The sequence below is a fragment of the Pseudoalteromonas sp. SiA1 genome (genome assembly GCF_018732205.1).
Lineage (GTDB): Bacteria > Pseudomonadota > Gammaproteobacteria > Enterobacterales > Alteromonadaceae > Pseudoalteromonas > Pseudoalteromonas tetraodonis.
The window spans coordinates 151,775-174,422 of sequence record NZ_CP076084.1 but is presented as its reverse complement, the minus strand read 5'-3'; the positions used below and the strand labels follow the sequence as shown (position 1 = coordinate 174,422).

Here is a 22,648-nt window from a genome sequence, read left to right as displayed (position 1 = left end):
CGGGCTTCGGGCTTCGGGCTTCGGGCTTCGGGCTTCGGGCTTCGGGCTTCGGGCTTCGGGCTTCGGGCTTCGGGCTTCGCAGAAAAGCATATGCCTTTGCACTTGCAAAGGCTTTTCTTACGCCTATTTTATAATAATATTTTATTGCACTTAGGTTCGTAACACTCAACCCAAACTACGGCGCTATAATTTACTTCTGCCAGCTAAAGGCTGAAAGCTTACCGCTAAAAACTGCTCTAAACGTAAAAAGCCCCAGCTAATGCCGGGGCTTTTCATAAAACAGACTTAATTAAAAATTAAGCTTGTTTTGGACGTTCAACAACATCTACCAAAGTCCAAGATTTGTTCTTAGAGATTGGAGCGCATTCACGGATAGTGACAGTGTCACCCGCTTTTGCAGTGTTATTTTCGTCATGTACGTGTAACTTAGTCGTACGTTTGATGAATTTCCCATAAATTGGGTGCTTCACGTAACGTGCGATAGCAACAGTGAAAGATTTTTCCATCTTGTCGCTGATTACACGGCCTTGAAGAGTACGAATTTTATCGCTCATTATTGACCTGCCTTCTGGTTAATAATTGTTTTTACACGCGCGATATCGCGACGTACTGTTCTTAGCGTGTGTGTCTGAGCTAACTGACCAGTGCTTGCTTGCATGCGCAGGTTAAACTGCTCACGAAGAAGACCTAGAAGTTCAGCATTTAGCTCTTCTACGCTTTTATCTTTTAGTTCGCTTGCTTTCATCACATTACCGTCCGAGTTACGAAAGTTGTTTTGAATGGCAGTTTACGAGCAGCAAGGTTAAACGCTTCACGAGCAAGCTCTTCTGAAACACCTTCCATTTCGTAAAGTACTTTACCAGGCTGAATTTCAGCAACCCAATATTCAACAGAACCTTTACCTTTACCCATACGAACTTCAAGAGGTTTTTCTGTGATCGGCTTGTCAGGGAAGACACGGATCCAGATTTTACCTTGACGTTTCACGTGACGCGTCATAGCACGACGAGCTGCTTCGATTTGACGAGCAGTCATGCGGCCACGACCAGTAGCTTTCAAACCGAAAGTACCGAAGCTTACTTTGTTACCGTTTTGCGCTAAACCGCGGTTGCGGCCTTTGTGCATTTTACGGAATTTTGTACGTTTTGGCTGTAACATTACTCGCTACCTCTACTTAGCACTTTTTTTGGCTTTCTTTGGCGCGCGTTTAGCTGGCTTCTCTTGCTCTTGTACTAGTGGTAAACCACCAATAACTTCGCCTTTGAAGATCCAAACTTTAACACCAATGATACCGTAAGTGGTTAAGGCTTCAGAAGTTGCGTAGTCGATATCAGCACGAAGAGTATGTAGAGGTACACGACCTTCACGATACCATTCTGAACGTGCGATTTCTGCGCCGCCAAGACGACCGCTAACTTCAACTTTAATCCCTTTAGAACCGATGCGCATTGCATTTTGTACCGAACGCTTCATAGCGCGGCGGAACATAACACGACGCTCTAGCTGAGAGGCAATGCCGTCTGCTACTAGTTGTGCATCTAGTTCTGGTTTACGTACTTCAGAAATATTAATCTGAGCAGGTACACCAGCGATTTTAGTTACCGCTTGACGTAATTTTTCTACGTCTTCGCCTTTTTTACCGATAACAACACCCGGACGAGCCGTGTGAATAGTTACTCGGATAGATTTTGCTGGACGCTCAATAACGATTTTAGACACAGAAGCCGCTTTTAATTCCTTAGTAAGGAATGTACGTACTTTGTGATCGCCAAAAAGCTGTGCAGAGAAATCTTTTGAATTCGCGTACCAGGTAGAAACCCAAGGTTTAGATATACCTAGGCGAATACCAGTAGGATGAACTTTTTGTCCCATTACTTATATCTCCTAGCTATCTGAAACCACAACAGTGATGTGGCTTGTACGCTTAAGGATGCGGTCTGCGCGTCCTTTAGCACGTGGCATAATACGTTTCATTGTTGGACCATCGTCCACAAAAATCGTTGTTACACGTAGCTCATCAATGTCAGCACCTTCGTTATGCTCTGCGTTAGCAATAGCAGACTCAAGTACTTTCTTAACTAATACAGCCGCTTTTTTCGGGCTGTACGCCAGGATTTCTAGTGCGCGATCGACAGGTAACCCGCGGATCTGATCTGCAACTAGACGTGCTTTTTGCGCCGAACCAGAGGCGAATTTATGTTTAGCTAATGCTTGCATTTATCTTCCCCTCTTAACGTTTCTTCGCTTTCTTATCCGCAGCATGGCCACGGTAAGTGCGAGTTGGTGCAAATTCACCTAGTTTGTGACCGATCATTTCGTCAGAAACGAAAACTGGTACATGCTGGCGACCATTATGGACAGCAATGGTCAATCCGATCATGTTAGGTATGATCATTGAACGACGGCTCCAAGTTTTAATTGGCTTCTTTTCACCGCTTTCCAAAGCTTTCTCTACCTTCTTCAGCAAGTGTAGGTCTATAAAAGGACCCTTCTTGAGAGAGCGTGGCATGGCTATTCCTCAATATTACTTAGTACGACGACGTACTATAAATTTATCCGTACGCTTGTTCTTACGCGTCTTAGCACCTTTAGTCGGCTTACCCCATGGAGACACAGGATGACGACCACCAGATGTACGACCTTCACCACCACCGTGTGGGTGATCAACCGGGTTCATGGCAACACCACGAACTGTCGGACGAATACCACGCCAGCGATTTGCACCTGCTTTACCAAGTGAACGAAGCATATGCTCAGCATTGCCTACTTCACCTAGTGTCGCACGACAATCAGATTCAACTTTACGAACTTCGCCTGAACGAAGACGTAATGTTACATATTGACCATCACGTGCAAGGATTTGAACGTATGCACCAGCAGAACGTGCAATTTGAGCACCTTTACCTGGTTTAAGTTCTACGTTGTGAACAGTCGAACCTACAGGCATATTACGCATTGGTAATGCATTACCAGGTTTGATTGGTGCATCAACACCAGACTGGATTGCATCGCCAGCTTTTAAGCCTTTTGGTGCGATAATGTAACGACGCTCACCGTCTGCATATAATACAAGAGCGATGTTTGCGCTACGATTTGGATCATATTCTAAACGCTCAACAGTGGCTGGAATGCCATCTTTAGTACGTTTAAAATCGATTAAACGGTAATGCTGCTTATGACCACCACCGATATGACGAACCGTAATACGACCATTGTTATTACGACCACCTGATTTAGAGTTTTTCTCTAATAGTGGTGCGTAAGGTTTACCCTTATGTAAATCTGGGTTAACCACTTTAACTAGGTGACGACGACCCGCAGAAGTTGGCTTACACTTTTGAAGTGCCATAATTCTAACTCCCCTTATTACTCGGCGCCGCCGACAAAGTCCAGCTCGCTACCTTCTTTAAGAGTAACGTAAGCTTTCTTCCAGTCGCTACGACGACCGAAACGCATGCCAGTACGTTTTGTTTTACCCTTAACGTTAAGTGTGCGAACACCAGTTACTTCTACTTCAAAAAGCTTCTCAACTGCCGCTTTAATTTCAGCTTTAGTTGCATCATTTACTACTTTGAAAACAATTGTGTTGTTTTCTTCAGCAGCAATTGTGCTTTTTTCAGAGATATGTGGAGCAAGGATCACTTTTAAAAGACGTTCTTCACGGATCATGCTAGCGCCTCCTCAAGTTGCTTAACAGCAGCAGCTGTAATTAGTACCTTATCGAAAGCAATTAAGCTTACAGGATCGATACCAGCTACATCACGTGTGTCAACCTTGTACAGGTTACGTGCCGATAAGAAAAGATTTTCATCTACTTCTTCAGTCACGATAAGAACATCTTTAAGCTCAAGTTCTTTAAGCTTAGCAACTAGTTCTTTAGTTTTTGGTGCTTCAAGACCAAAACTTTCAACAACGATTAAACGCTCTTGACGAACTAATTCAGATAAGATGCTTTTGATCGCACCGCGGTACATTTTACGGTTTACTTTTTGGCTGTGGTCTTGTGGTTTAGCTGCGAAGCTAACGCCACCTGAACGCCAAATTGGACTACGGATTGTACCAGCACGTGCACGGCCAGTACCTTTTTGAGCCCATGGTTTTTTACCACCACCGCTTACTTCAGAACGTGTCTTCTGAGCACGAGTACCTTGACGAGCACCTGCTGCGTATGCAACAACTACTTGGTGTACTAATGCTTCGTTAAACTCACGTCCAAAAGTAGCTTCAGAAACTTCAAGAGCGCCAGAAGCGTCTTTAATTGCTAATTCCATCACTAAATCTCCAGGACTTATGCTTTAACAGCTGGTTTAACGATAACGTCACCGCCGATAGCGCCAGGTACTGCACCTTTAACTAAAAGCAGGTTACGCTCAGCGTCAACGCGAACTAGTTCAAGGTTCTGAGTTGTTACTTGCTCATTACCCATTTGACCGGCCATTTTCTTACCTTTAAACACCTTACCAGGTGATTGGTTTTGACCGATTGAACCAGGAGCACGGTGAGATAGAGAGTTACCATGTGTAGCGTCTTGCATGCTGAAATTCCAGCGCTTAACACCACCTTGGAAACCTTTACCTTTAGAAGTACCGGTTACGTCAACTTTGTTGATTTCGTTGAATAATTCAACCGTAAGCTCTGCGCCTACTTCAAAATCGCCTTCACCACCATTTAGGCGGAATTCCCACAGACCGCGACCCGCTTCAACACCAGCTTTAGCGAAGTGACCCGCTGTTGCTTTGTTTACACGGCTTGCTTTTTTAGTGCCTGCGGTTACTTGAAGCGCGTTATAACCGTCTGTTGCGTCAGATTTGATCTGAGCAATGCGGTTAGGAGTCGCTTCAATAACTGTCACAGGGATAGATACACCATCTTCAGTGAAGATACGTGTCATACCCACTTTACGACCGACTAGACCTAATGCCATTTTCCTAAAACCTCTCTAATCTTCCGATTAACCCAGGCTGATTTGAACATCAACACCAGCAGCAAGGTCTAAACGCATAAGTGCGTCTACAGTCTTGTCAGTTGGTTCTACGATGTCGATCAGACGTTTATGGGTGCGGATCTCGTACTGATCACGCGCGTCTTTATTAACGTGCGGTGATGTAAGTACAGTAAAACGTTCAAAGCGTGTAGGTAGTGGAATTGGACCACGTACTTGTGCGCCAGTGCGTTTCGCAGTTTCCACGATTTCCGCCGTTGATTGGTCAATCAAACGGTGGTCAAAAGCTTTTAGGCGAATACGAATGCGTTGATTTGACATTCTTAAACCTCAATATAAAGAGCATTTAAAGAGCATAAAAAAACGACCGAAACAATCTTAATAATTAAGATGCCGGTTGTTAGATTATATCTACGTTGAGTTCCAAATCGGAACTCCTGTTTATTAGCTTGAAATCCAAGCTTAATTTATTCTTTCTTGTTCCCGAGGGAATTTTGAAAGCCTGCGTATTATAATGATGCTGGTGATAAATGCAACAACTATTTAGACATAATTGCCTTGTAATTGTCGTTTAAATAACAGTCAAGTTTATCAATAGTGAACGTAATGGAAGTGATGATGTCACTATAATGTCATAGCTTGTCGATTAATCTGCAGAGGATTTTTTAGATTATATGTTATCCTATGCGCTAATTTTGCTGTTATATACCCATATTGATTTGGGTAACTACTCTCTTATGGTGAGTCAATGCGTATTTTAAATTATGGTTTAAATCTTATCTCTGGTGGTATTAGCCGCTTGTTTGTTAAAAGCAAAGTACTGCCGGAGAAGCCGTTAGAGCAATTTGAGTTAAACCCTACAAACCCGACCTTTTATATAGTGCGTTTAAATTCACGCTTTGATTTAGCGGCACTCGCACGCGTATGTAAACGAAATGGCTTGCCCGACCCTACCGAGCAGCAAGTGTTAGGTGACAAAGCGTTAGATCGTTTTATTGGCATTAAAAACCCACCACCGTTATTTGGTAATAAAGAAAAGCCTACTAACGCATTAGATCAGGGCAAGCAAATCATTGAACATTTATTATATAGTGGCCAAAAAAATGTGCAGGTTGTGCCTGTGACTATTTTATGGGGCAGAGCGCCGGGTAAAGAGAAGCCAGGACTGAGTACTTTACTTTCGCACTCACTTACACCCAGCTGGTTTAGAAAAATATTTGTTGTACTTTTTTCAGGTAGAGACAACTTTATTCGTTTTAGCCAACCACTCGATTTATCACTATTGGTGAACGAAAAAGCCGATGTAAATGAGCTTCCGCATAAACTACTTCGCGTAGCTAGAGTACACTTTAAGCGCCAGAAGCTGGCTGCCACAGGGCCTAAAATCCCATCTCGAGATCAATTATTTAGCTCACTACTGGCATCCCCAACGATAAAAAAAGCGATTCAAACTGAAGCGTCTGAAAAAAATATTAGCCAAGCCCAAGCGCGACAAAACGCATTAAAGCTTCTTGATGAAATTGCTGCTAATTACAGCGACGCCACCATTCGCGTTGCCGATCGCATATTAACCTGGCTTTGGAACAAGCTGTATAATGGGATTGATATAAAGTACACCGAGCAAATCCATGACCTAACCAACAAAGGCCATGAAATAATCTACATGCCGTGTCATCGTAGTCATATGGATTACTTGCTACTGACCTACTCTATTTACCATCAAGGGCTTGTTCCACCGCATATTGCAGCGGGTATTAACTTAAACTTTTTCCCAGCCGGTGGCATATTCCGCCGCAGTGGCGCGTTTTTTATTCGCCGCTCGTTTGCTGGTAACAAACTTTACTCAGCGGTATTTAAAGAATACTTAAGCCAGTTATTTATCAAAGGTTACTCGGTAAAGTTTTATACCGAGGGTGGGCGCAGCAGAACGGGACGTTTACTACCCCCTAAAACAGGCATGCTCGCAATGACAATGCAAGCCATGTTGCGCGGTATAGACAGACCGATATCTATTGTGCCGGTATATATTGGTTACGAGCACGTCATGGAAATCAATACCTATTTAAAAGAGCTGGCTGGGAACGATAAAAAAGGCGAGTCGATATTAGGTATTTTTAAAGCAATTAAAAATTTAAAAAACTATGGTCGTGGGTATTTAAACTTTGGCGACCCTATTTCTATCAATCAGTATTTAAATGATAACCAGCCTGACTGGCGTGAATCAATTCATGCAACCGATGTGCAAAAACCACAATGGTTAGGGCCGCAGGTGGCTAACCTTGCTGATCAGGTTATGGTTAAAATTAACAATGCCGCCGCACTTAACTCTGTTAATCTACTGGCGATGATACTGCTGGTAAACGATAAGCAGGCATTGAGTAAGCCAAAGCTGTTAGCTCAGCTTGAGTTTTACTTACGATTGCAACGTGAAGCAAGCTATAGCAGTAAAATAACCGCACCAGATGAAACACCAGAGCAGCTACTTGAACATGCCTTAAAACTTAACAAGTTTGACGTGATCAGTGATGAGTTTGGCGAAATAATTGCGATAAGCGATAAAGAAAAAACCTTATTCAACTATTACCGTAATAACATTTTGCATATTTTTGCGGTGCCTAGTTTAGTGGCGCTGCATTTATTTAAGCAACATCAAAGCACCGTAACTCAGTGCCATCAGCTGGTGAAATCTTTTTATCCATTGTTTGCTAAAGAGTGGTACTTGCAAGAGTTAGATGAGAGCTACGTTACTCGTATTTTAACTAACTTTAGTGATCAAGGCTTAATTGCGCTTGATGGTGATAACATTAAAGTGACTCAAAATAACGATAGCTTTGCCAAACTCGAAATGCTCGGTCGTGCATTGAGCTTTACTTTGCAACGTTATGCGATTGTGATTGGCTTTATTCAAACCAGCCAAGGGATTGAAAAAGCAGAGCTTGAACGTGAAAGCTATGTGCTGGCGCAGCGCTTGGGTACGTTACATGGCATTAAAACGCCAGAGTTTTTTGATAAAAAGGTACTCAGTAGCTTTATTTCAAACCTACGCGAACAAAAACTGATTAGTGAATCAGACAGTGGCTTACAAGGCAGCCCAGCGTTGTGCGAGACTTACAAGCAACTACAAACGCTATTACCGGCACGTATTTGGCAGTCAATAACAGATATTGTGCACGCTCAATGCAAGTAAAATAAAACCATACCCACTATATTGAAGGTATTCAATATAGTGGGTATTAGGATTAGCGCTGGCGCATTACCCCTTCTTGAATAGTAGAGGCTACCAAGTTTCCTTGGCGGTCAAAAAACTGCCCACGTACCAGCCCTCTTCCTGAGCTCGCGCTTGGGCTATCAATAGTATATAAAATCCAATCATCCATTCTAAACGGACGATGAAACCACATAGCATGGTCAATCGTCGCCACTTGCATATTCGGCTGCATAAACGACACACCATGTGGTTGTAATGCGGTTGGTAAAAATTCAAAGTCGGACGCATACGCTAATAAATAGTTATGAATACGTTGATCGTCAGGCATATCGCCATTGGCTTTAAACCAAATATGTTTTACTGGTTCAATGGCTTCTGGTTTAAAGGGGTTATGAAAATTCACTGGGCGCATTTCAATCGGCATTTCACGAATAAATTTATTACGGATAGCTTCTGGAATATGCTGTGCATTTTCTTGATAAAACTCTAATGAAGAACGTAACTCTTCAGGAGCTGGAACATCTGGCATGGTCGCTTGATGCGATAACCCTTGCTCTTCACCTTGAAACGACGCCGTCATGTAAAAAATTGGTTTACCGTACTGAATCGCACTGACACGTCGAGTGCTAAAACTTTTACCATCACGTATAGCTTCTACATCGTACACAATCGGTTTTGCAGCGTCGCCAGGGCGTAAAAAGTAAGAATGTAATGAGTGAACAATTCGCCCCGCTGGCAGTGTTTCTTTGGCTGCTGAAAGCGCTTGCCCCATAACTTGACCGCCAAACACCGCTCTAAAACCTAAGTCTTGGCTTTGTCCGCGGTATAAACCTTGTTCAATTTCTTCAAGTGATAACAACGACAATAAATCATCTAATACTTGGCTCATTATTTCTTCCTCAATCCCCTAATTTCTAAATGATACTATACAATACTGGAAAAATACCAACACACTGAGTGAGGAAAACTAATATGGCTTTTTGGCTATTTAAAACCGAACCCGACGCCTTTTCAATTGATGACTTAAAGTATGCCCCTGAACAAACCACGTTATGGGAAGGCGTGCGAAACTACCAAGCGCGTAACTTTATCCGCGATGATGTTAAACAAGGTGATTTAGTGATGATTTATCATTCTAGCTGTAAACAGGTTGGTGTTGCGGGAATAGGAATTGTCACTAAAGCCGCTTACCCTGATCCGACTCAGTTTGATTTAAGTAGCGATTATTATGATGCCAAAGCAACCGTTGAGACCCCCCGTTGGTTTGTGGTGGAAGTAACCTATCATTCTCATCTCAGTAGCATAGTGAGCTTGCAAGCAATTAAGGCAAATGAGTCAGTGACAGACATTGCTCTTAAAAAAGGGGGCGTTTATCGGTCATGCCAGTGACCGAAAATGACTGGAATGAAATTTTGAACATGGCTTAGTAGTCGCAAAGGTAACATACATTTTACCATTAAAAAGGCACTCCACCAGCGCAGCATAGCTTGGCTCAATTTCTCTTATGCCCTCAGATTTGCTATGATCTGCAGCTTGTGCGCACTGGAGGAAAAATGAAATTACTATACTGGTTAGATGAATGGTTAACTCTCAGCGATAATGAGAAGCAAGCAAAACTACCTACCTCTAGTGGGGATTTACTCGGTGATGTGTATGTAAAATATCACTTTGTTGATCTCAACAAACCCCTGCTTTTTACTTTTTCACCTGCCGGTACTGATGTACAAGAGCGTGATTTGAACGAAGACTTTGCACCTTGGGGCTATCATTTAGCACAAAAGCAAAACGTTAATATTATTGCGTTTCAGCATTTGGGTAAAAGTAATTGGTTTCGTAACCGCAATTTAATCTTTTTTATTGAGCAACTATCAACCCTACTCTCTCCTTTTGAAACCAAGCTAGGTTATGGACTTAGTCGTGGCGGCTTTGCTGTGGGTGCATTTGCTAAATTACTCAAACTCGACAAAGTGCTGCTTTTCCATCCTGTTAGCACTAAAAACAAACTTATCGCCCCTTGGGATGACCGCTCAAGTACCGACATTGCCCAGCAATATGACTGGCAAGGTGACTACCATGATTTAGATTTAGGGGATGCAGAGGGCTACATTATTTACGACCCAACCAACCGCATTGACCGCCAACATGCTAAACGCTACCAGCAGCTCACTCACTTACGCGTATTTGGGATGGGGCACGGCACCCATACCACCTATTTAAATAAGTTTGGGTTTTATAAACAAGTGGCTGTTGATTTTATTGCTAATCAACAAATCGACATTGCACAATTTAGGTTACAAACAAAAACACTGCGTTTAAAAGAGGATTATTATAAAAAACTTAATAAAGCCAATGCTAATTCGCCGCATCGTCAAGCGTTATTAAGTACCGCTCACACTATTTTAATCGACGAAAAAGCAGCGCACGTGCAAGAGCACCAAGAAAAAATTGATATTCAACCTTTAATAGACGTAGCCATTAAGCATCAAGATGAAAATCCAAATGATGCCATTAAACTATTAGAAGTGGCTCAACAGCTAGCGCCAGACGACCCGCTGGTTGAGCATAAACTGAGACAATTAGAATAAGTAACAAAAGGTACTCATTCTTTACTTTTTCTTGGCGTGCCCTTGCTTGGGCACAATCGAAAAGTAAAGAATCAGCGCTATCCACGAAAAGAAGATAGCGCCTACTAGCCAGCCATTTTTTTCATGGCCTTGGCTACGCTTACTGTTAAGAATTATCATAATAGGGAAAATGTAAGCACATAAAACAATAATTAAAAAAGCAATTTCAGTCATTATTTTTCCAAGCTAGGCCAATCAACTTCACCACTCAACACTCGCTCTTGCGCGATATAATGCAGTATATCACCCGCATTCACTGCGTAATCTAAAGGTGGATTTAAATCCATATTTTTTGCACTTAAATTATGAGCCACCCCTAATAATATTGCATCATGATCGTACTTAAAATAATGAAATAATTTACCAAACTCCATGGTTTTTACATTACTAGGGATTTGTAAACTAAACTGCGTATCACCGTGCAAGGTTGATAATAGTTCCTCTTGTACACGACTTGAGCCTGGGTCTTGCATTGAACGCACTAAAATCTCTGCCGATTTAGTACTGCTACACTCTACGTTGTGGCAATGCTCTAATAACATTTCCACTTTCGTTTCATCAAAAAAGTGTGCACTTATGTGACAATCTTCTTTAACTAAACGGCTAATACGCAGTGCGGTGGTAAATGTTTGGTCGTCATCTTGGCCATCAATAATCACTTTATCGGCGTGGCGAATGGCAACGCGTTCTAATTCATCCAAATCGGTGAAACTGGTTAGGCGAGCAAAATCAACATTCTCATTACTTAAAAACGGATGCTCTATTTGTTCAGTAACCGCTAATAAAATACGGCGATCTGTCCGCTTAGTATCAGCCAAAATGTAGTCGATCATTTTTTTGGTACGAGCATTATGCCAACCAAAAATAATAATATGATTGCTACTGTGAGCAAAGTTTTTATCACCAGTCATAGCGCGCCTAATTAAGTAAGTTACTGTTTGTCCTGTTTTACCTAACAAGACACCAAATAAAGCCAAACCAAAAGGTATTTGTATTAATGCGACAACCCAACGACCTAAGTCAGTTGATGGACTTAAATCCCCATACCCTACCGTTGAGGTGGTTACCGTGTAGTAGTAAAAAAAAGTACCCGGTGAAAGCAGTGCCTGCTCATTTGCCACTAACAATAAGCACCAAGTAAGCAGCATATGTAGGGATGTTGCTATTACAACAGACTGCCAACTTACCTGATCAATATGGCTGCGCAACAGCACAACAATACGTTTAAAAATATGATGCATAATTTTTTGTTAATCGATTGATTATTTAAATCATTTAGTAACACGATACTGTAAATGATAACACCTAAGCAACGTTTTACTGTAATCGAAATATTCAAGGTTCGTTATGAAGAAAAATAAGAGTAAACTATAGTTATAAAGTTATGAGGAAAAACATGGGTCTATTATGTCAGGTGTTTTAGCGTCAGTTGATCAGCGTACTCAGCTTGTAGGCGAAAATCGCTTAGAGTTGCTACTTTTTTATTTGCATAGCCGCCATTTATTTGCACTCAATGTATTTAAAATAAAAGAAGTGGTAAAGCTTCCCCGTTTAAGCAAAATACCGCACTCTCACCCTAAGGTAACCGGTGTTGCCAATATACGCGGTGAATCTATCCCAGTGATTGACCTTCGCCAAGCCATTTCTATGGCTAAAAAAGAATATGGTGAAGATTGTAACCTGGTCATAACTGAATATAACCGTACCACACAAGGTTTTTTAATTGGCAAGGTTGATCAAATCATGAATATGACCTGGTCTGACATTATGCCGCCACCCAGCTCTGTGGGTAAAAATCATTATATTACGGCACTAACTAAAGTGCAGCGTGACGGCATAGAGCACTTAGTAGAAATTATTGATGTAGAAAAAGTACTCGCTGAAATAGTTGAGTACGAGGTCAATATTACTGATGGGGTGTTGGATGAAACCATAGTAAACGAATTTGCAGGACGCAAAATATTGCACGCCGATGATTCGCCAACAGCACGTAAACAAGTTAGCGATACGTTATCGCAGCTTGGTATCGAAATTATTCCTGCCAGTAACGGTCTAGAAGCCCTACAAATGCTCAAAAGCTGGGCTGATGAAGGACGCGATGTTGAAAAAGAGCTGCTAATGGTGATTACCGATGCCGAAATGCCTTCGATGGATGGCTATCGCTTAACCTATGAAATACGTAACGACAACCGCTTAAAAAACTTACATGTGGTGCTTAACACGTCCCTGAGTGGTAGCTTTAACCAAGCCATGGTGGAAAAAGTAGGCTGTAATGCATTTTTATCAAAATTTCAGCCCGACTTACTCGTTCAAGAAGTACAAAATCGCTTAAAGCAAGTGCTTGGTGATTCTTAATTGAGCATAACTAGCAAATACCGACCAAGGTAAGTATTTGCTAGCGACATTCCCTCATCAACAACCTTTAAAAAGTCTGCTTTACTTAGCGTTTATTCAAAGCGGTGTTTGCTAATCCTAAGATTTCATGATTAATTAACAAATAAGTTTTCACTAACTCGTTATTAATTATGCTTAATAAAGTTGCCAGCCCGTTTACTAAGCTCGTCGAGCGCTACTTACCCGACCCATTTATATTTGTTATTTTGCTCACCATTATTACTTTAGTCATTGCGAATTTAGCGACTCCTGCAACCACACTTGAGGTAATAACATCATGGGGTAGCGGGTTTTGGAACTTACTGAGCTTTGCCATGCAAATGCTGTTGGTATTAGTAACAGGCTACATGCTTGCCAGTACCTCGTTAATAAGTATGTTACTAACAAAATTAGCAACGTTTGCTAATACGGCCCCAAAAGCCATTATTTTAGTGACATTTATTTCGCTTTTAGCAAGCTGGCTAAATTGGGGGTTTGGCTTAGTGATTGGGGCTTTATTTGCTAAAGCCATTGCTAAGCAGACTCGAGTGGATTATCGGCTATTGGTAGCAAGTGCTTACTCAGGTTTTGTAGTATGGCACGGCGGATTGGCAGGCTCCGTACCACTCACCATTGCCACCGAAGGGCATTTTTCACAGGCGACTATGGGTATTATTGGCACACAGCAAACCTTATTCGCAGGCTTTAATATTGCGATTCTGATTGGCTTATTTATCATTATGCCGCTGGTTAACCGCTATATGCTACCGAATGAAAAAGACAGTGTTTATATTGACCCATTACTGCTTAAGAACACTTTAGCCGATAAAGTAACAATAACACGCCCTGCGCAACATTTAGAGCAAAGTAAGCTGTTAGGTATGGGTATTGGTTTACTCGGACTTGCCTACTTAGGCTATTACTTTTTTATCGCAGGTGGCGGCTTAAACCTCAATAGCGTAATTGCCCTGTTTTTGTTTATGGCAATCACTCTGCATCAAACACCCCATAATGTACTTAATAGCTTGCAACAAGCGATTCCGAGTGGCGCAGGAATTGTAATTCAGTTCCCTTTTTATGCTGGCATTATGGCGGTGATGGTCGATACAGGGTTAGCACAACAAATATCAAAAGGTTTTATCGCCATTGCAGATGCCGATAGCTTGCCATTTTACAGCTTTATAAGTGCAGGACTCGTTAATATGTTTGTCCCCTCAGGTGGCGGCCAATGGGCAGTACAAGCACCTATTGTTATACCCGCAGCGCAAGAGCTAGGCGCAGATATGGCGCGGGTTGCTATGGCTGTGGCGTGGGGAGATGCGTGGACTAATTTAATTCAACCCTTTTGGGCATTACCGGTATTAGCCATTGCAGGATTAAAAGCTAAAGACATTATGGGTTTTTGCGTGGTATAGCTGATTATTACTGGGGTGTTTATTTCGTTGGTATTAAGCTTTTACTAATATAATCGGGCTGTAACTCATATTACAGCCCGCACTTACTTAGCTCGATAAAATCTTCATTGGCAAGCTTAATATCGCGTTTTCAGAGTCGGCAAAGTGCATCATTACTGCTACATGGCCAGCAACCACCAGTGCATACATAACCGCTGAAAAACCTTGTCCGTATTTATCTAGTGGTATTAAATGGGAGTAATGTCGACCGCGCCATTCAAATACAATTTCCAGTGCGCCCACAAACAAAAAGAACACCAGCAACATCAAGCCAAACGTATAGCTAAGCCATAAACCAAAAAACACACCCAGCAAGCATACACTTAAGCCAATCCACGAACGCATAGAAAAGCTGATACTCTTTAATACATGCCCACCATCTAGCGGTAAAATAGGCAGTAAGTTAAATAAGTTAAGTAGTGCGCTTAATACCGCAACACCTGCAAATATTTCCATTTCTGTGGCGTAATAAAGCACCACGCCTAGCACTGAGGTAAACAAGCCAAAGGCAGGCCCCATAAGTGATATAACCACATCTTGCCAGCGCGTAGTTATTTTATCGTCGCTAACGGCTAACCCGCCTACAAAAGGAATTAAATAAATGCCTTTGGTTTTTATCCCAAAATACTTCATAGCTCGTACGTGGCCATATTCATGTACCACCAAGCAAGCAATCAGCATTAACGCAAATTCAATGGTAAACAGCCAAGCATAACCGGCCACCGAGGCGCTCGCTAGCGCCACTTTAACCACCTTAGCACTTTTAAATAACTTAAAGCCTAGCGCCGCAAGTCCCAAAAAGCCTTTTTTAGATTCGCCTTGCGCCGCCACAGGCAAAGCTAACTGAGTGGCAAACTGATTATCTACAAATAGCGCAATACTCTGTTGGTTAACGTCACTGCTATCAATACCAATTAGCTGCTCATCAAGCATAAACTCAACATAGTTTTCACGTGGATTTTCAAATGCAATCGCTTGCTGATCATGAAATATTTTTACAATTTGTTGCTTATCTAGCATAAGCGTAAACGGTTGTTCGGCTAGATTCAGATCGATTTTTATCATTGTTATATAAGTTCGCTTAATTAGGGGTACTGTTTTGAGGCAGAAAAATCCTGTCGATAGCAAGGCAAAAACTTCGTTATTTAGTTGCTTTAAAGGAGAATTTTTAACGCAGCTCGCGTCTGACTTGCCCCCTCAAAATAATTAAGTATTATTGCGGCTTGGTATTATAACCATTATAAATTATGGCGCTAGTATACCTACCCACCTAAAAAACACGAGCAAGATAGAATAATTTGTCGATTGGATTTTGCTGATATTTAAAATTTAAAACAGCAATAAATACTGACAAAAACAATTCAAGCGACTATTTTTAAAACAGACGGATATAAATTACGACCGTTAAGTTAAGGACAACAATGCACACAAAATTACCAAACATACTCGTTGTCGATGACTCAAAAGCCATTTTGATTGTCATGAAAGCTATTTTTAATGAACTCGAAATGTCGCAATCCACAACCACCTGTTTAAACCCTGTTAAAGCACTTGAAAAAGTAAAAGCTGATATAAACTATTTTGATGCCATATTTACCGATCTTAATATGCCAGAAATGGATGGCATGGAGCTGATCCGTAACTTAGGTGAAATAGGCTATTGCGGTGCAATTGTTATTATTTCTGAAATGGACCCGAAAATAATCAGCCTAGCCGCTGACCTCGCTAAACAGCACAATGTGCATTTAATTGGCAACCTATCTAAGCCTGTGCAACTCAATCAGGTAAATACGTTACTTACCAAAATCGCTCAGTTAAACAGCCACACACTTGTAAAAGAGCGCCCAATCACTAAAGAAAAACTAATTAAAGCATTAAAAAATAATGAAATAACACCTTACTATCAACCTAAAATAAATATAAACACCAATCAAATACAAAGTGTTGAAGTGCTGGCTCGCATTGTATCAAGTAAAGACGAGCGAGTTATTTTACCAAGCCGTTTTATCAGCCTGGCTGAGCAATGCGATTTAATCAATGACATTACGTTTACGCTATTTGAAAAAGCCTGTGGTGACATCAAGCAACTAAAAGAGCAGCTGGGTACAAATTTGAAATTGTCATTTAACTTATCGCCGTGTCAGTTAGATGATTTAAACAGCCCCAATAAGTTATTACAGCTTCTACAAAAACATGATGTTTTACCTAGTGATGTGGTGCTTGAAATAACCGAGCAGCATGCCCTTTCAAGCTACACTCAACTCGAAACCTTAAATAGATTAAGAATATTCGGCTTTGGTATTTCACTCGATGACTTTGGCACTGGTTTTACTAATATTAACCAACTGAAACAGCTGCCATTTACAGAAGTAAAAATAGATCGCTCTTTTATTAGCCACATAGAAACCGATAAGTTTTCTCAAGTGGTAGTCAGTTCACTAATTAATATGACAACCCAAGAGCAGCTTGAATTAGTGGCCGAAGGGGTTGAGCGCCCCGAAGAGCTGGCCTACCTCAAGCATTATCAAACAAATTTAGCTATACAGGGCTTTTTATTTAGTTGCCCAAAAGCAAAAGCTGAATTTATCTCGTGGGCCCAACACTGGATAAAAACAGCTGCTAAAACAAAAAACAGCTAACGAGATTCATTATCGTCGGCGCTGACGATATGCTCACTATCAGCTAAACGCTGGTGCCAACGCTGCTTTGCTACGGCGCGCATATTGGTTGATTGATCTCGCTCATCCACAATTTCTAAGCCCATTAACGCTTCTATCATATCCTCGAGCGTTACAATTCCTTGCACATCACCGTATTCGTCAATCACTAAGCAAATGTGGGTACGTTGGGTGAGCAATGTTTGTAATAGCGACGATACATTTTGGGTGCTCGGTACCGTATAGATAGGTTTAACTAACTTACTAATTTTGTAATCTGTGCCTAACCGATGATATGCCAACATAATATCGTTTTTATGTACAAAGCCTATGATATCGTCAGCGTCTTTGTCATAAATTAGCACTCGAGAGAATGACGACGAACCGTGTTCACTCAAGTATTGATTAACGGTAAGATCTTTATGGATTTTAAAAATGACCGTACGCGGTGTCATTAAATCGGTTAGTTTTGCATGCCTAAAGTGCAGCAAGTTACGAATGATTTCTGATTCATCAGCATGAAGCGCCCCAGACTCACTACCAATGTCGGCCATTGCTTCTATTTCTTGGCGAATATAATAGGCCTCATTATGCTTTTGACCCATCAAATTAGTCAGCTTTTGTGCTGTCCAAACAAAAGGCTTAAGGACTAGTACCAAAATACGTAAACCATAAGTCACACTAGGCGTTAAAGCACGCCAATAATTAGCCCCCAGCGTTTTAGGAATAATTTCAGATAACACCAGTACCAATAAAGTCATAATCGCAGACGCAATCCCCACAGCCGCATCTGAAAACACCACGGCAGCCTGTGCGCCCACGCCCGCAGCACCGGCAGTATGTGCAACAGTATTAAGTGTTAAAATAGCCGCTAATGGCTGATCGATATTACTTTTTAGCTTCTCTAGTTGCTTAGCCAGTACTGGCCGCTCTTTACGAAGCAGCGCAACATAACTAGGTGAAATGCTCAATAGCACCGCTTCCATGACAGAACATAGAAACGAAATCACAATCGCTGTAACCATGTAAACGATTAATAGTGTCACTTTTTTTCCTCTAAATTGGATATATGAGCATCATAACAATACATGCTATATTTGGCCAAATCTCCAATAATAATAGGCATAGTAATGAATTTAAGCGCACCTTGGCATCGTTACGCAAAACGTTTTACTCACTTGGCAGCCCTACTCACATTAAGTAGTTTGAGTTTAACGGCATTAGCTGCCCCACTCGATCAATCAAAAATTCAGTTTATCGGGCCTCTTGCAGAAGACATGCAAGCAAAGCCATTTCAAACACCGCATGGCGACGTGATTATCAATAATCTGCTTGCACAACTTGAATCAAATAAAGAAAGCTTTGTTGTGTTTGGTAAAAAGCATAAGTGGCAACCACTTGATAAAATTAACGCGCTTACTTTAGGCGGTTTACAAGCACTTAAATTTAATATTGAAACTAACCGATTTACTCAAGGCTCCTTAAACATTAAAGGAATAGAGCAAGGCCAGGTTTTTATTAACGGTGAGAAACAAAGTGGTGAAAACCAACGCTATCAGCTTGCTTTAAATAACGGCTCACACACCGTTATTGTCATTGCTCAACAGGTTGCTAATTGGAATGATGTCACCTTAGAGTTTGTGCCAAAAGCAGAAACTGACGCCGTGACCCTAACGACAAATAAGACCAAGCGCTTATCGGCTAAGCAATTGTTTGACGCCCCAACTATTAGCGGCTTGTCTTTGTCACCTGATGCTAAGCATTACTTAAGTACAACAAAGCGTTACAGCGATAAAACAGGCAACGACGCCATTACCACAACCGAGCTTAAAAATACTAATAACCAAACGGTATACCGATTTGAAGAAGCGCAGCCTAGCCAATTCACTTGGAGTCCTGATAATCAATTTTTAGTCTATTTACTCAACGGCGAATTAAAGCAGTTAAACCGTAAAACTTTCGCTATAAAAACCTTAGCCTCAGGCCTTGAGGGGGCAAGCAACTTTAGCTATTACAACGATAATAGTATTCTTTTTAGCTGGTCCAAATCACCTGAAGAAACCAATAGCCTCACTAAACATCATAAAGGCTTGCAAGACCGTTGGTCATACGCCCGTACGGTTAGCCAATTATATTTACTCGATACCCACAGTGGTTTAACCAAAGCCCTGACCGAAGGCGTATTAAGCCATCAACTTGAAGATGCTAATAGCAACCGTGGAAAACTATTAATAAGTCGTCCAGTAATGGCCATGCAAGCCTCAACCCATCCAGAGACTGAGCTGGTTGAACTTACATTAAAATCCAACAGCATAAAATCGTTAGGTAAGTTTAAAACCTTTAATCAAGCGAAATATACCGCAAACAATATTTATGTTGTTGCAGGCCCTGATTTTAAAAATGGCGCAGGCAGAGTACTACCGCAAACCATGCTGGCGAATAATTATGATGGCCAGCTGTATTTACTAACCGATAACGCTAAAAAAGTAACGGCGTTAAGTAAACAGTTTGACCCTGCGATTGGCACATTGGAAGTACTAAGCAATGGCGATGCGTTAATCAAAGTGACAGAAAAAGACACCCAACCACTGTATTTATATGATCTGAGTAAACAACGCTTTAAAAAGTTAGATACAGGGTTTGATATTGTAGAACAGTTTAGTTTTTCAAATACTCGCAATACCCAGCTACTGCTCTCTGGCAGTAATGCTTCAAGCGCCCAACAACTCAAGCGCTTTGACGTAAGCAAAAATAAGGTGGAGTTAATCTGGGATTCAAACCCGATTGCATATGCCAATACCACGATTCCTAAGCTTGAAGAATTTAACTTTACCAATAAGCGTGGCGTAGAAATATCTGGTCGTGTTTATCTGCCAAGTAATATTGATAAAACTAAAAAGCACCCAGCTCTGGTTTATTACTATGGTGGCACCTCACCTGTGACTCGTGGATTTACAGGGCGTTACCCTTTTAATTTATGGGCAGCAAACGGCTATGTGGTTTATGTGGTACAGCCAACTGGTGCAACGGGCTTTGGACAAACCTTTTCAGCGCAACATGTCAATGCGTGGGGCGATTATACCGCCGATGACATTATGCAAGGCACAGAGGCATTTTTAGCTAAATATGATTTTGTAGACAGAAGTAAAGTCGGTAATTTAGGGGCATCTTACGGTGGGTTTATGACAATGCTGCTTGCTACTAAAACCGATATGTTCAGCGCGTCTATTGCTCATGCGGGAATTTCAAACTTAACTTCTTACTGGGGTGAAGGATGGTGGGGATATTTATACTCAGGCGAAGCCTCTAAAAATAGTTTTCCGTGGAATAACTCTGAACTTTATAGCCAACATAGCCCAGTGTTTCATGCCGATAAAGTGACCACGCCATTACTGCTTATTCATGGTGACAGCGATACGAATGTGCCAGTAGGTGAAAGCTTAACTATGTACACCGCGCTAAAACTGCTAAATAAAGATGTTGAAATGATTGAGTACAAAGGAGCCGATCATCAAATATTTGCTCGCGATAAGCGCTTTAATTGGTGGAACACCATGTTGGCTTACTTTGATAAAAAGTTAAAAAATGAACCACAATGGTGGGATTCAATGTACGGCCAGTAGTCATTTAAATGCGCACTTAAAATCATTTATATAAAGTGCGCAATACAAAGGTAATTTCATTATTCTTTTTTGTAATATAAAGTTACCGAAAAAAATTAAACTCTGTGTTATGCATGTAACGAATAATGCTAACATGCAAGGCTACTATTAAAAAAATAACAGACTATGGCAATTAATGTTTTATTGGTTGAAGATGACGAGCTGCTAGTAAAGCGCATCCAAAATCATTTTATAAATACCGAGTTCTCTATTGACGTTGACGCAACGGGTGCCGATGCTTTAAGCATGGTTAAAAGCCGTGTAAATCAGCGCAATGCTATTTCCTTGGCAATTATTGATATTGTGCTGCCAAAGCGCAATGGTTTACAACTTGCCAAAGAGTTAAATACGCTCACCAATATTGGTGTTATTTTGTTATCGAGCCGTGACTCACAAGCTGATCGTATTGCTGGTCTTGCTCAAGGTGCCGATGACTATATTTGCAAGCCTGTCGATTTACTCGAGCTTGAGCTGAGAATGCGCGCTTTATACAAACGTATTGCAAACAATCAGAACGACGATGACAGTGAAGAATTTATTGAATACGCAGATTTTAAACTCCATCCAGATAACCGCACACTCATTACAGCCAGCGGGATTGAATCACGGCTCACCGAAGCAGAGCATAAAGTGCTTATTTGTTTAATCGGCAATGCCGGTAAAGCCACTTCACGTGAAAAAATATCAGAAGAAATTGGCCAGCCTGATTGGAGCCCCAACGATCGCACCGTAGACGTGTTAGTGGGTCGTTTACGTAAAAAGCTTAACGATGAGAAAGATCAAAAACGCATCGTCACCGTGCGTGGTAAAGGCTATATGCTATCTATTTAGTATTGGGTTAACTGCGATAATAAACGCTCAAATGCCCGATAATTAAGCGCTTCTTTAAGCTCATTTAAACTAATTTGTGGCGCGCCTTTTAAATCACTAATGGTACGCGCTACTTTTATCACTCTATGATAAGAGCGCGGCGATAACGCCAGCTTTTCACTTGCTCTAGCTAAAAACTGTAGCTCCGCAGCGGGTAACTCGCAGTATAAGCTCATTTCTTTGTTATTTAGCCGCGCATTCACTTTACCTTGGCGTTTTAATTGTATTGCATAAGCCGCTTCTACTCGCGCTCTCACTTCAGCACTGGTTTCTTCTGCAGTCGTACTTTGTAGCTCCACGCTGCTTAGTCTAGGGAGCTCAATTTGCAAATCAATTCTATCGATAAACGGTCCCGATACCCGCGATAAATAACGCATCACTTGATCAGGGGTCGCCCGTTTATCATGATGGCACCCTGTCGGGCTGGGATTAAGTGCTGCAATAAGCTGAAACTGTGCCGGAAATTCCATTTGTCTTGCCGCGCGCGAAATCGTCACGGTTCCGGTTTCCATGGGTTCTCGTAACGAGTCCAGTACTTTGCGCTCAAATTCAGGCAGCTCATCTAAAAATAATACGCCATTGTGCGCTAACGATATTTCACCGGGTTTAGGGTTAGACGAACCGCCTACCAGCGCAACTGCAGAGCAAGTGTGATGAGGATTTCGAAATGGTCGCTGACGCCAGTTGGTTAAATCGATTGAGTGGCCAATAATGGAATACAAAGCGGCAGTATCAATGGCTTCATCATCTGACATGGTTGGCATTATTGTAGACATTCGTTGCGCAAGCATTGATTTGCCGGTTCCTGGTGGCCCTAAAAATAGTTTATAATACCCTAGTGGACCCCATATATTTTTC

Annotated in this window: 23 protein-coding genes and 2 pseudogenes; 8 read left to right on the top strand and 17 right to left on the bottom strand. The window is 41.5% G+C overall.

What is annotated here, in order from left to right:
* Positions 1–296 precede the first annotated feature (296 nt).
* Genes rpsQ through rpsJ form a run of 11 tightly spaced genes read right to left on the bottom strand, consistent with a single transcriptional unit; the run spans position 297 to position 5,263 of the window.
* Positions 297–554 carry a 30S ribosomal protein S17 gene (gene rpsQ / locus KK487_RS00855; protein ID WP_008108356.1) on the bottom strand — a complete coding sequence of 86 codons (258 nt, stop codon included), beginning with the start codon at positions 552–554 and terminating at the stop codon, positions 297–299.
* Positions 554–745 carry a 50S ribosomal protein L29 gene (rpmC, locus tag KK487_RS00850; protein WP_004588692.1) on the bottom strand — a complete coding sequence of 64 codons (192 nt, stop codon included), beginning with the start codon at positions 743–745 and terminating at the stop codon, positions 554–556. The genes rpsQ and rpmC overlap by 1 nt, the downstream gene beginning before the upstream one ends.
* Positions 745–1,158, bottom strand: a complete 414-nt coding sequence (rplP, locus tag KK487_RS00845) for a 50S ribosomal protein L16 (protein WP_008108352.1) — start codon at positions 1,156–1,158, stop codon at positions 745–747. The genes rpmC and rplP overlap by 1 nt, the downstream gene beginning before the upstream one ends.
* Positions 1,159–1,170: 12 nt before the next feature.
* Positions 1,171–1,872, bottom strand: a complete 702-nt coding sequence (gene rpsC / locus KK487_RS00840; protein ID WP_008108350.1) for a 30S ribosomal protein S3 — start codon at positions 1,870–1,872, stop codon at positions 1,171–1,173.
* Between the two features lie 12 nt (positions 1,873–1,884).
* Complete coding sequence (rplV, locus tag KK487_RS00835) at positions 1,885–2,217, bottom strand: 50S ribosomal protein L22 (protein WP_004588690.1); 333 nt, start codon at positions 2,215–2,217, stop codon at positions 1,885–1,887.
* A 13-nt stretch (positions 2,218–2,230) separates the two neighbouring features.
* Complete coding sequence (gene rpsS / locus KK487_RS00830; protein WP_004588689.1) at positions 2,231–2,509, bottom strand: 30S ribosomal protein S19; 279 nt, start codon at positions 2,507–2,509, stop codon at positions 2,231–2,233.
* 15 nt (positions 2,510–2,524) lie between these two features.
* Positions 2,525–3,349 (bottom strand): 50S ribosomal protein L2, encoded by an 825-nt coding sequence (rplB, locus tag KK487_RS00825; RefSeq protein WP_007376192.1) that lies wholly within the window; start codon positions 3,347–3,349, stop codon positions 2,525–2,527.
* 17 nt (positions 3,350–3,366) lie between these two features.
* A complete protein-coding gene (gene rplW, locus KK487_RS00820; protein WP_006791359.1) occupies positions 3,367–3,669 on the bottom strand; it encodes a 50S ribosomal protein L23 in 303 nt (100 codons plus the stop codon).
* The gene (gene rplD / locus KK487_RS00815; protein ID WP_008108340.1) at positions 3,666–4,271 is read right to left on the bottom strand and encodes a 50S ribosomal protein L4; all 606 of its coding nucleotides are present in this window, start codon (positions 4,269–4,271) and stop codon (positions 3,666–3,668) included. The genes rplW and rplD overlap by 4 nt, the downstream gene beginning before the upstream one ends.
* 17 nt (positions 4,272–4,288) lie before the next feature.
* Complete coding sequence (gene rplC, locus KK487_RS00810; RefSeq protein ID WP_008108338.1) at positions 4,289–4,924, bottom strand: 50S ribosomal protein L3; 636 nt, start codon at positions 4,922–4,924, stop codon at positions 4,289–4,291.
* 27 nt (positions 4,925–4,951) lie between these two features.
* The gene (rpsJ, locus tag KK487_RS00805; RefSeq protein WP_002957900.1) at positions 4,952–5,263 is read right to left on the bottom strand and encodes a 30S ribosomal protein S10; all 312 of its coding nucleotides are present in this window, start codon (positions 5,261–5,263) and stop codon (positions 4,952–4,954) included.
* Positions 5,264–5,690: 427 nt separating this feature from the next.
* On the opposite strand from rpsJ, the gene plsB reads away from it, so the two are divergent.
* Entirely contained in the window at positions 5,691–8,129 is a 2,439-nt protein-coding gene (plsB, locus tag KK487_RS00800) for a glycerol-3-phosphate 1-O-acyltransferase PlsB (RefSeq protein ID WP_215521892.1), read from the top strand.
* Positions 8,130–8,181: 52 nt separating this feature from the next.
* On the opposite strand, the gene tesB is transcribed toward plsB, so the two are convergent.
* Complete coding sequence (gene tesB, locus KK487_RS00795) at positions 8,182–9,039, bottom strand: acyl-CoA thioesterase II (protein WP_069440208.1); 858 nt, start codon at positions 9,037–9,039, stop codon at positions 8,182–8,184.
* Between the two features lie 83 nt (positions 9,040–9,122).
* Here tesB and KK487_RS00790 point away from each other — a divergent pair.
* Together KK487_RS00790 and KK487_RS00785 are read left to right on the top strand one after the other, a co-directional pair.
* Positions 9,123–9,577 (top strand): annotated as a pseudogene (locus KK487_RS00790) (EVE domain-containing protein).
* Positions 9,578–9,703: 126 nt separating this feature from the next.
* Positions 9,704–10,735: a cytosolic protein gene (locus KK487_RS00785; protein ID WP_215521891.1), complete on the top strand. Its 1,032-nt coding sequence runs from the start codon at positions 9,704–9,706 to the stop codon at positions 10,733–10,735.
* 21 nt (positions 10,736–10,756) lie between these two features.
* Here the strand turns inward: KK487_RS00785 and KK487_RS00780 are convergent, their stop codons facing one another.
* Both KK487_RS00780 and KK487_RS00775 read right to left on the bottom strand, forming a co-directional pair.
* Positions 10,757–10,948 carry a hypothetical protein gene (locus KK487_RS00780; protein WP_013463775.1) on the bottom strand — a complete coding sequence of 64 codons (192 nt, stop codon included), beginning with the start codon at positions 10,946–10,948 and terminating at the stop codon, positions 10,757–10,759.
* Complete coding sequence (locus KK487_RS00775) at positions 10,948–12,015, bottom strand: potassium channel family protein (protein ID WP_215521890.1); 1,068 nt, start codon at positions 12,013–12,015, stop codon at positions 10,948–10,950. The genes KK487_RS00780 and KK487_RS00775 overlap by 1 nt, the downstream gene beginning before the upstream one ends.
* Positions 12,016–12,181: 166 nt before the next feature.
* Between KK487_RS00775 and KK487_RS00770 the strand changes: the two genes are divergently transcribed.
* Complete coding sequence (locus tag KK487_RS00770) at positions 12,182–13,129, top strand: chemotaxis protein CheV (protein ID WP_215521889.1); 948 nt, start codon at positions 12,182–12,184, stop codon at positions 13,127–13,129.
* A gap of 170 nt (positions 13,130–13,299) precedes the next feature.
* On the top strand, positions 13,300–14,562 hold the full coding sequence (locus KK487_RS00765) for a short-chain fatty acid transporter (protein ID WP_215521888.1): 1,263 nt from the start codon (positions 13,300–13,302) through the stop codon (positions 14,560–14,562).
* Between the two features lie 87 nt (positions 14,563–14,649).
* Here KK487_RS00765 and KK487_RS00760 read toward each other — a convergent pair whose 3' ends face one another.
* A complete protein-coding gene (locus tag KK487_RS00760; RefSeq protein ID WP_215521887.1) occupies positions 14,650–15,666 on the bottom strand; it encodes a metalloprotease in 1,017 nt (338 codons plus the stop codon).
* A 356-nt stretch (positions 15,667–16,022) separates the two neighbouring features.
* On the opposite strand from KK487_RS00760, the gene KK487_RS00755 reads away from it, so the two are divergent.
* The gene (locus KK487_RS00755) at positions 16,023–17,240 is read left to right on the top strand and encodes an EAL domain-containing response regulator (RefSeq protein ID WP_028835912.1); all 1,218 of its coding nucleotides are present in this window, start codon (positions 16,023–16,025) and stop codon (positions 17,238–17,240) included.
* Here KK487_RS00755 and KK487_RS00750 read toward each other — a convergent pair.
* Positions 17,237–18,304 (bottom strand): hemolysin family protein, encoded by a 1,068-nt coding sequence (locus KK487_RS00750; protein ID WP_215521886.1) that lies wholly within the window; start codon positions 18,302–18,304, stop codon positions 17,237–17,239. The two genes, KK487_RS00755 and KK487_RS00750, sit on opposite strands and share 4 nt — an antisense overlap.
* A gap of 84 nt (positions 18,305–18,388) precedes the next feature.
* Between KK487_RS00750 and KK487_RS00745 the strand changes: the two genes are divergently transcribed.
* On the top strand, positions 18,389–20,881 hold the full coding sequence (locus KK487_RS00745; RefSeq protein WP_028835910.1) for an alpha/beta hydrolase family protein: 2,493 nt from the start codon (positions 18,389–18,391) through the stop codon (positions 20,879–20,881).
* Between the two features lie 165 nt (positions 20,882–21,046).
* Positions 21,047–21,751 carry a response regulator transcription factor gene (locus tag KK487_RS00740; RefSeq protein WP_215521885.1) on the top strand — a complete coding sequence of 235 codons (705 nt, stop codon included), beginning with the start codon at positions 21,047–21,049 and terminating at the stop codon, positions 21,749–21,751.
* Here the strand turns inward: KK487_RS00740 and KK487_RS00735 are convergent.
* Positions 21,748–22,626 (bottom strand): annotated as a pseudogene (locus KK487_RS00735) (YifB family Mg chelatase-like AAA ATPase); the annotation flags it as partial. The gene KK487_RS00740 and the pseudogene KK487_RS00735 overlap by 4 nt on opposite strands.
* Positions 22,627–22,648 lie beyond the last annotated feature (22 nt).

Coding starts and splice junctions, on each gene's coding strand:
- rpsQ (WP_008108356.1), bottom strand. CDS start 554: ATGAGCGATAAAATTCGTACTCTTCAAGGCCGTGTAATCAGCGACAAG.
- rpmC (WP_004588692.1), bottom strand. CDS start 745: ATGAAAGCAAGCGAACTAAAAGATAAAAGCGTAGAAGAGCTAAATGCT.
- rplP (WP_008108352.1), bottom strand. CDS start 1,158: ATGTTACAGCCAAAACGTACAAAATTCCGTAAAATGCACAAAGGCCGC.
- rpsC (WP_008108350.1), bottom strand. CDS start 1,872: ATGGGACAAAAAGTTCATCCTACTGGTATTCGCCTAGGTATATCTAAA.
- rplV (WP_004588690.1), bottom strand. CDS start 2,217: ATGCAAGCATTAGCTAAACATAAATTCGCCTCTGGTTCGGCGCAAAAA.
- rpsS (WP_004588689.1), bottom strand. CDS start 2,509: ATGCCACGCTCTCTCAAGAAGGGTCCTTTTATAGACCTACACTTGCTG.
- rplB (WP_007376192.1), bottom strand. CDS start 3,349: ATGGCACTTCAAAAGTGTAAGCCAACTTCTGCGGGTCGTCGTCACCTA.
- rplW (WP_006791359.1), bottom strand. CDS start 3,669: ATGATCCGTGAAGAACGTCTTTTAAAAGTGATCCTTGCTCCACATATC.
- rplD (WP_008108340.1), bottom strand. CDS start 4,271: ATGGAATTAGCAATTAAAGACGCTTCTGGCGCTCTTGAAGTTTCTGAA.
- rplC (WP_008108338.1), bottom strand. CDS start 4,924: ATGGCATTAGGTCTAGTCGGTCGTAAAGTGGGTATGACACGTATCTTC.
- rpsJ (WP_002957900.1), bottom strand. CDS start 5,263: ATGTCAAATCAACGCATTCGTATTCGCCTAAAAGCTTTTGACCACCGT.
- plsB (WP_215521892.1), top strand. CDS start 5,691: ATGCGTATTTTAAATTATGGTTTAAATCTTATCTCTGGTGGTATTAGC.
- tesB (WP_069440208.1), bottom strand. CDS start 9,039: ATGAGCCAAGTATTAGATGATTTATTGTCGTTGTTATCACTTGAAGAA.
- KK487_RS00785 (WP_215521891.1), top strand. CDS start 9,704: ATGAAATTACTATACTGGTTAGATGAATGGTTAACTCTCAGCGATAAT.
- KK487_RS00780 (WP_013463775.1), bottom strand. CDS start 10,948: ATGACTGAAATTGCTTTTTTAATTATTGTTTTATGTGCTTACATTTTC.
- KK487_RS00775 (WP_215521890.1), bottom strand. CDS start 12,015: ATGCATCATATTTTTAAACGTATTGTTGTGCTGTTGCGCAGCCATATT.
- KK487_RS00770 (WP_215521889.1), top strand. CDS start 12,182: ATGTCAGGTGTTTTAGCGTCAGTTGATCAGCGTACTCAGCTTGTAGGC.
- KK487_RS00765 (WP_215521888.1), top strand. CDS start 13,300: ATGCTTAATAAAGTTGCCAGCCCGTTTACTAAGCTCGTCGAGCGCTAC.
- KK487_RS00760 (WP_215521887.1), bottom strand. CDS start 15,666: ATGATAAAAATCGATCTGAATCTAGCCGAACAACCGTTTACGCTTATG.
- KK487_RS00755 (WP_028835912.1), top strand. CDS start 16,023: ATGCACACAAAATTACCAAACATACTCGTTGTCGATGACTCAAAAGCC.
- KK487_RS00745 (WP_028835910.1), top strand. CDS start 18,389: ATGAATTTAAGCGCACCTTGGCATCGTTACGCAAAACGTTTTACTCAC.
- KK487_RS00740 (WP_215521885.1), top strand. CDS start 21,047: ATGGCAATTAATGTTTTATTGGTTGAAGATGACGAGCTGCTAGTAAAG.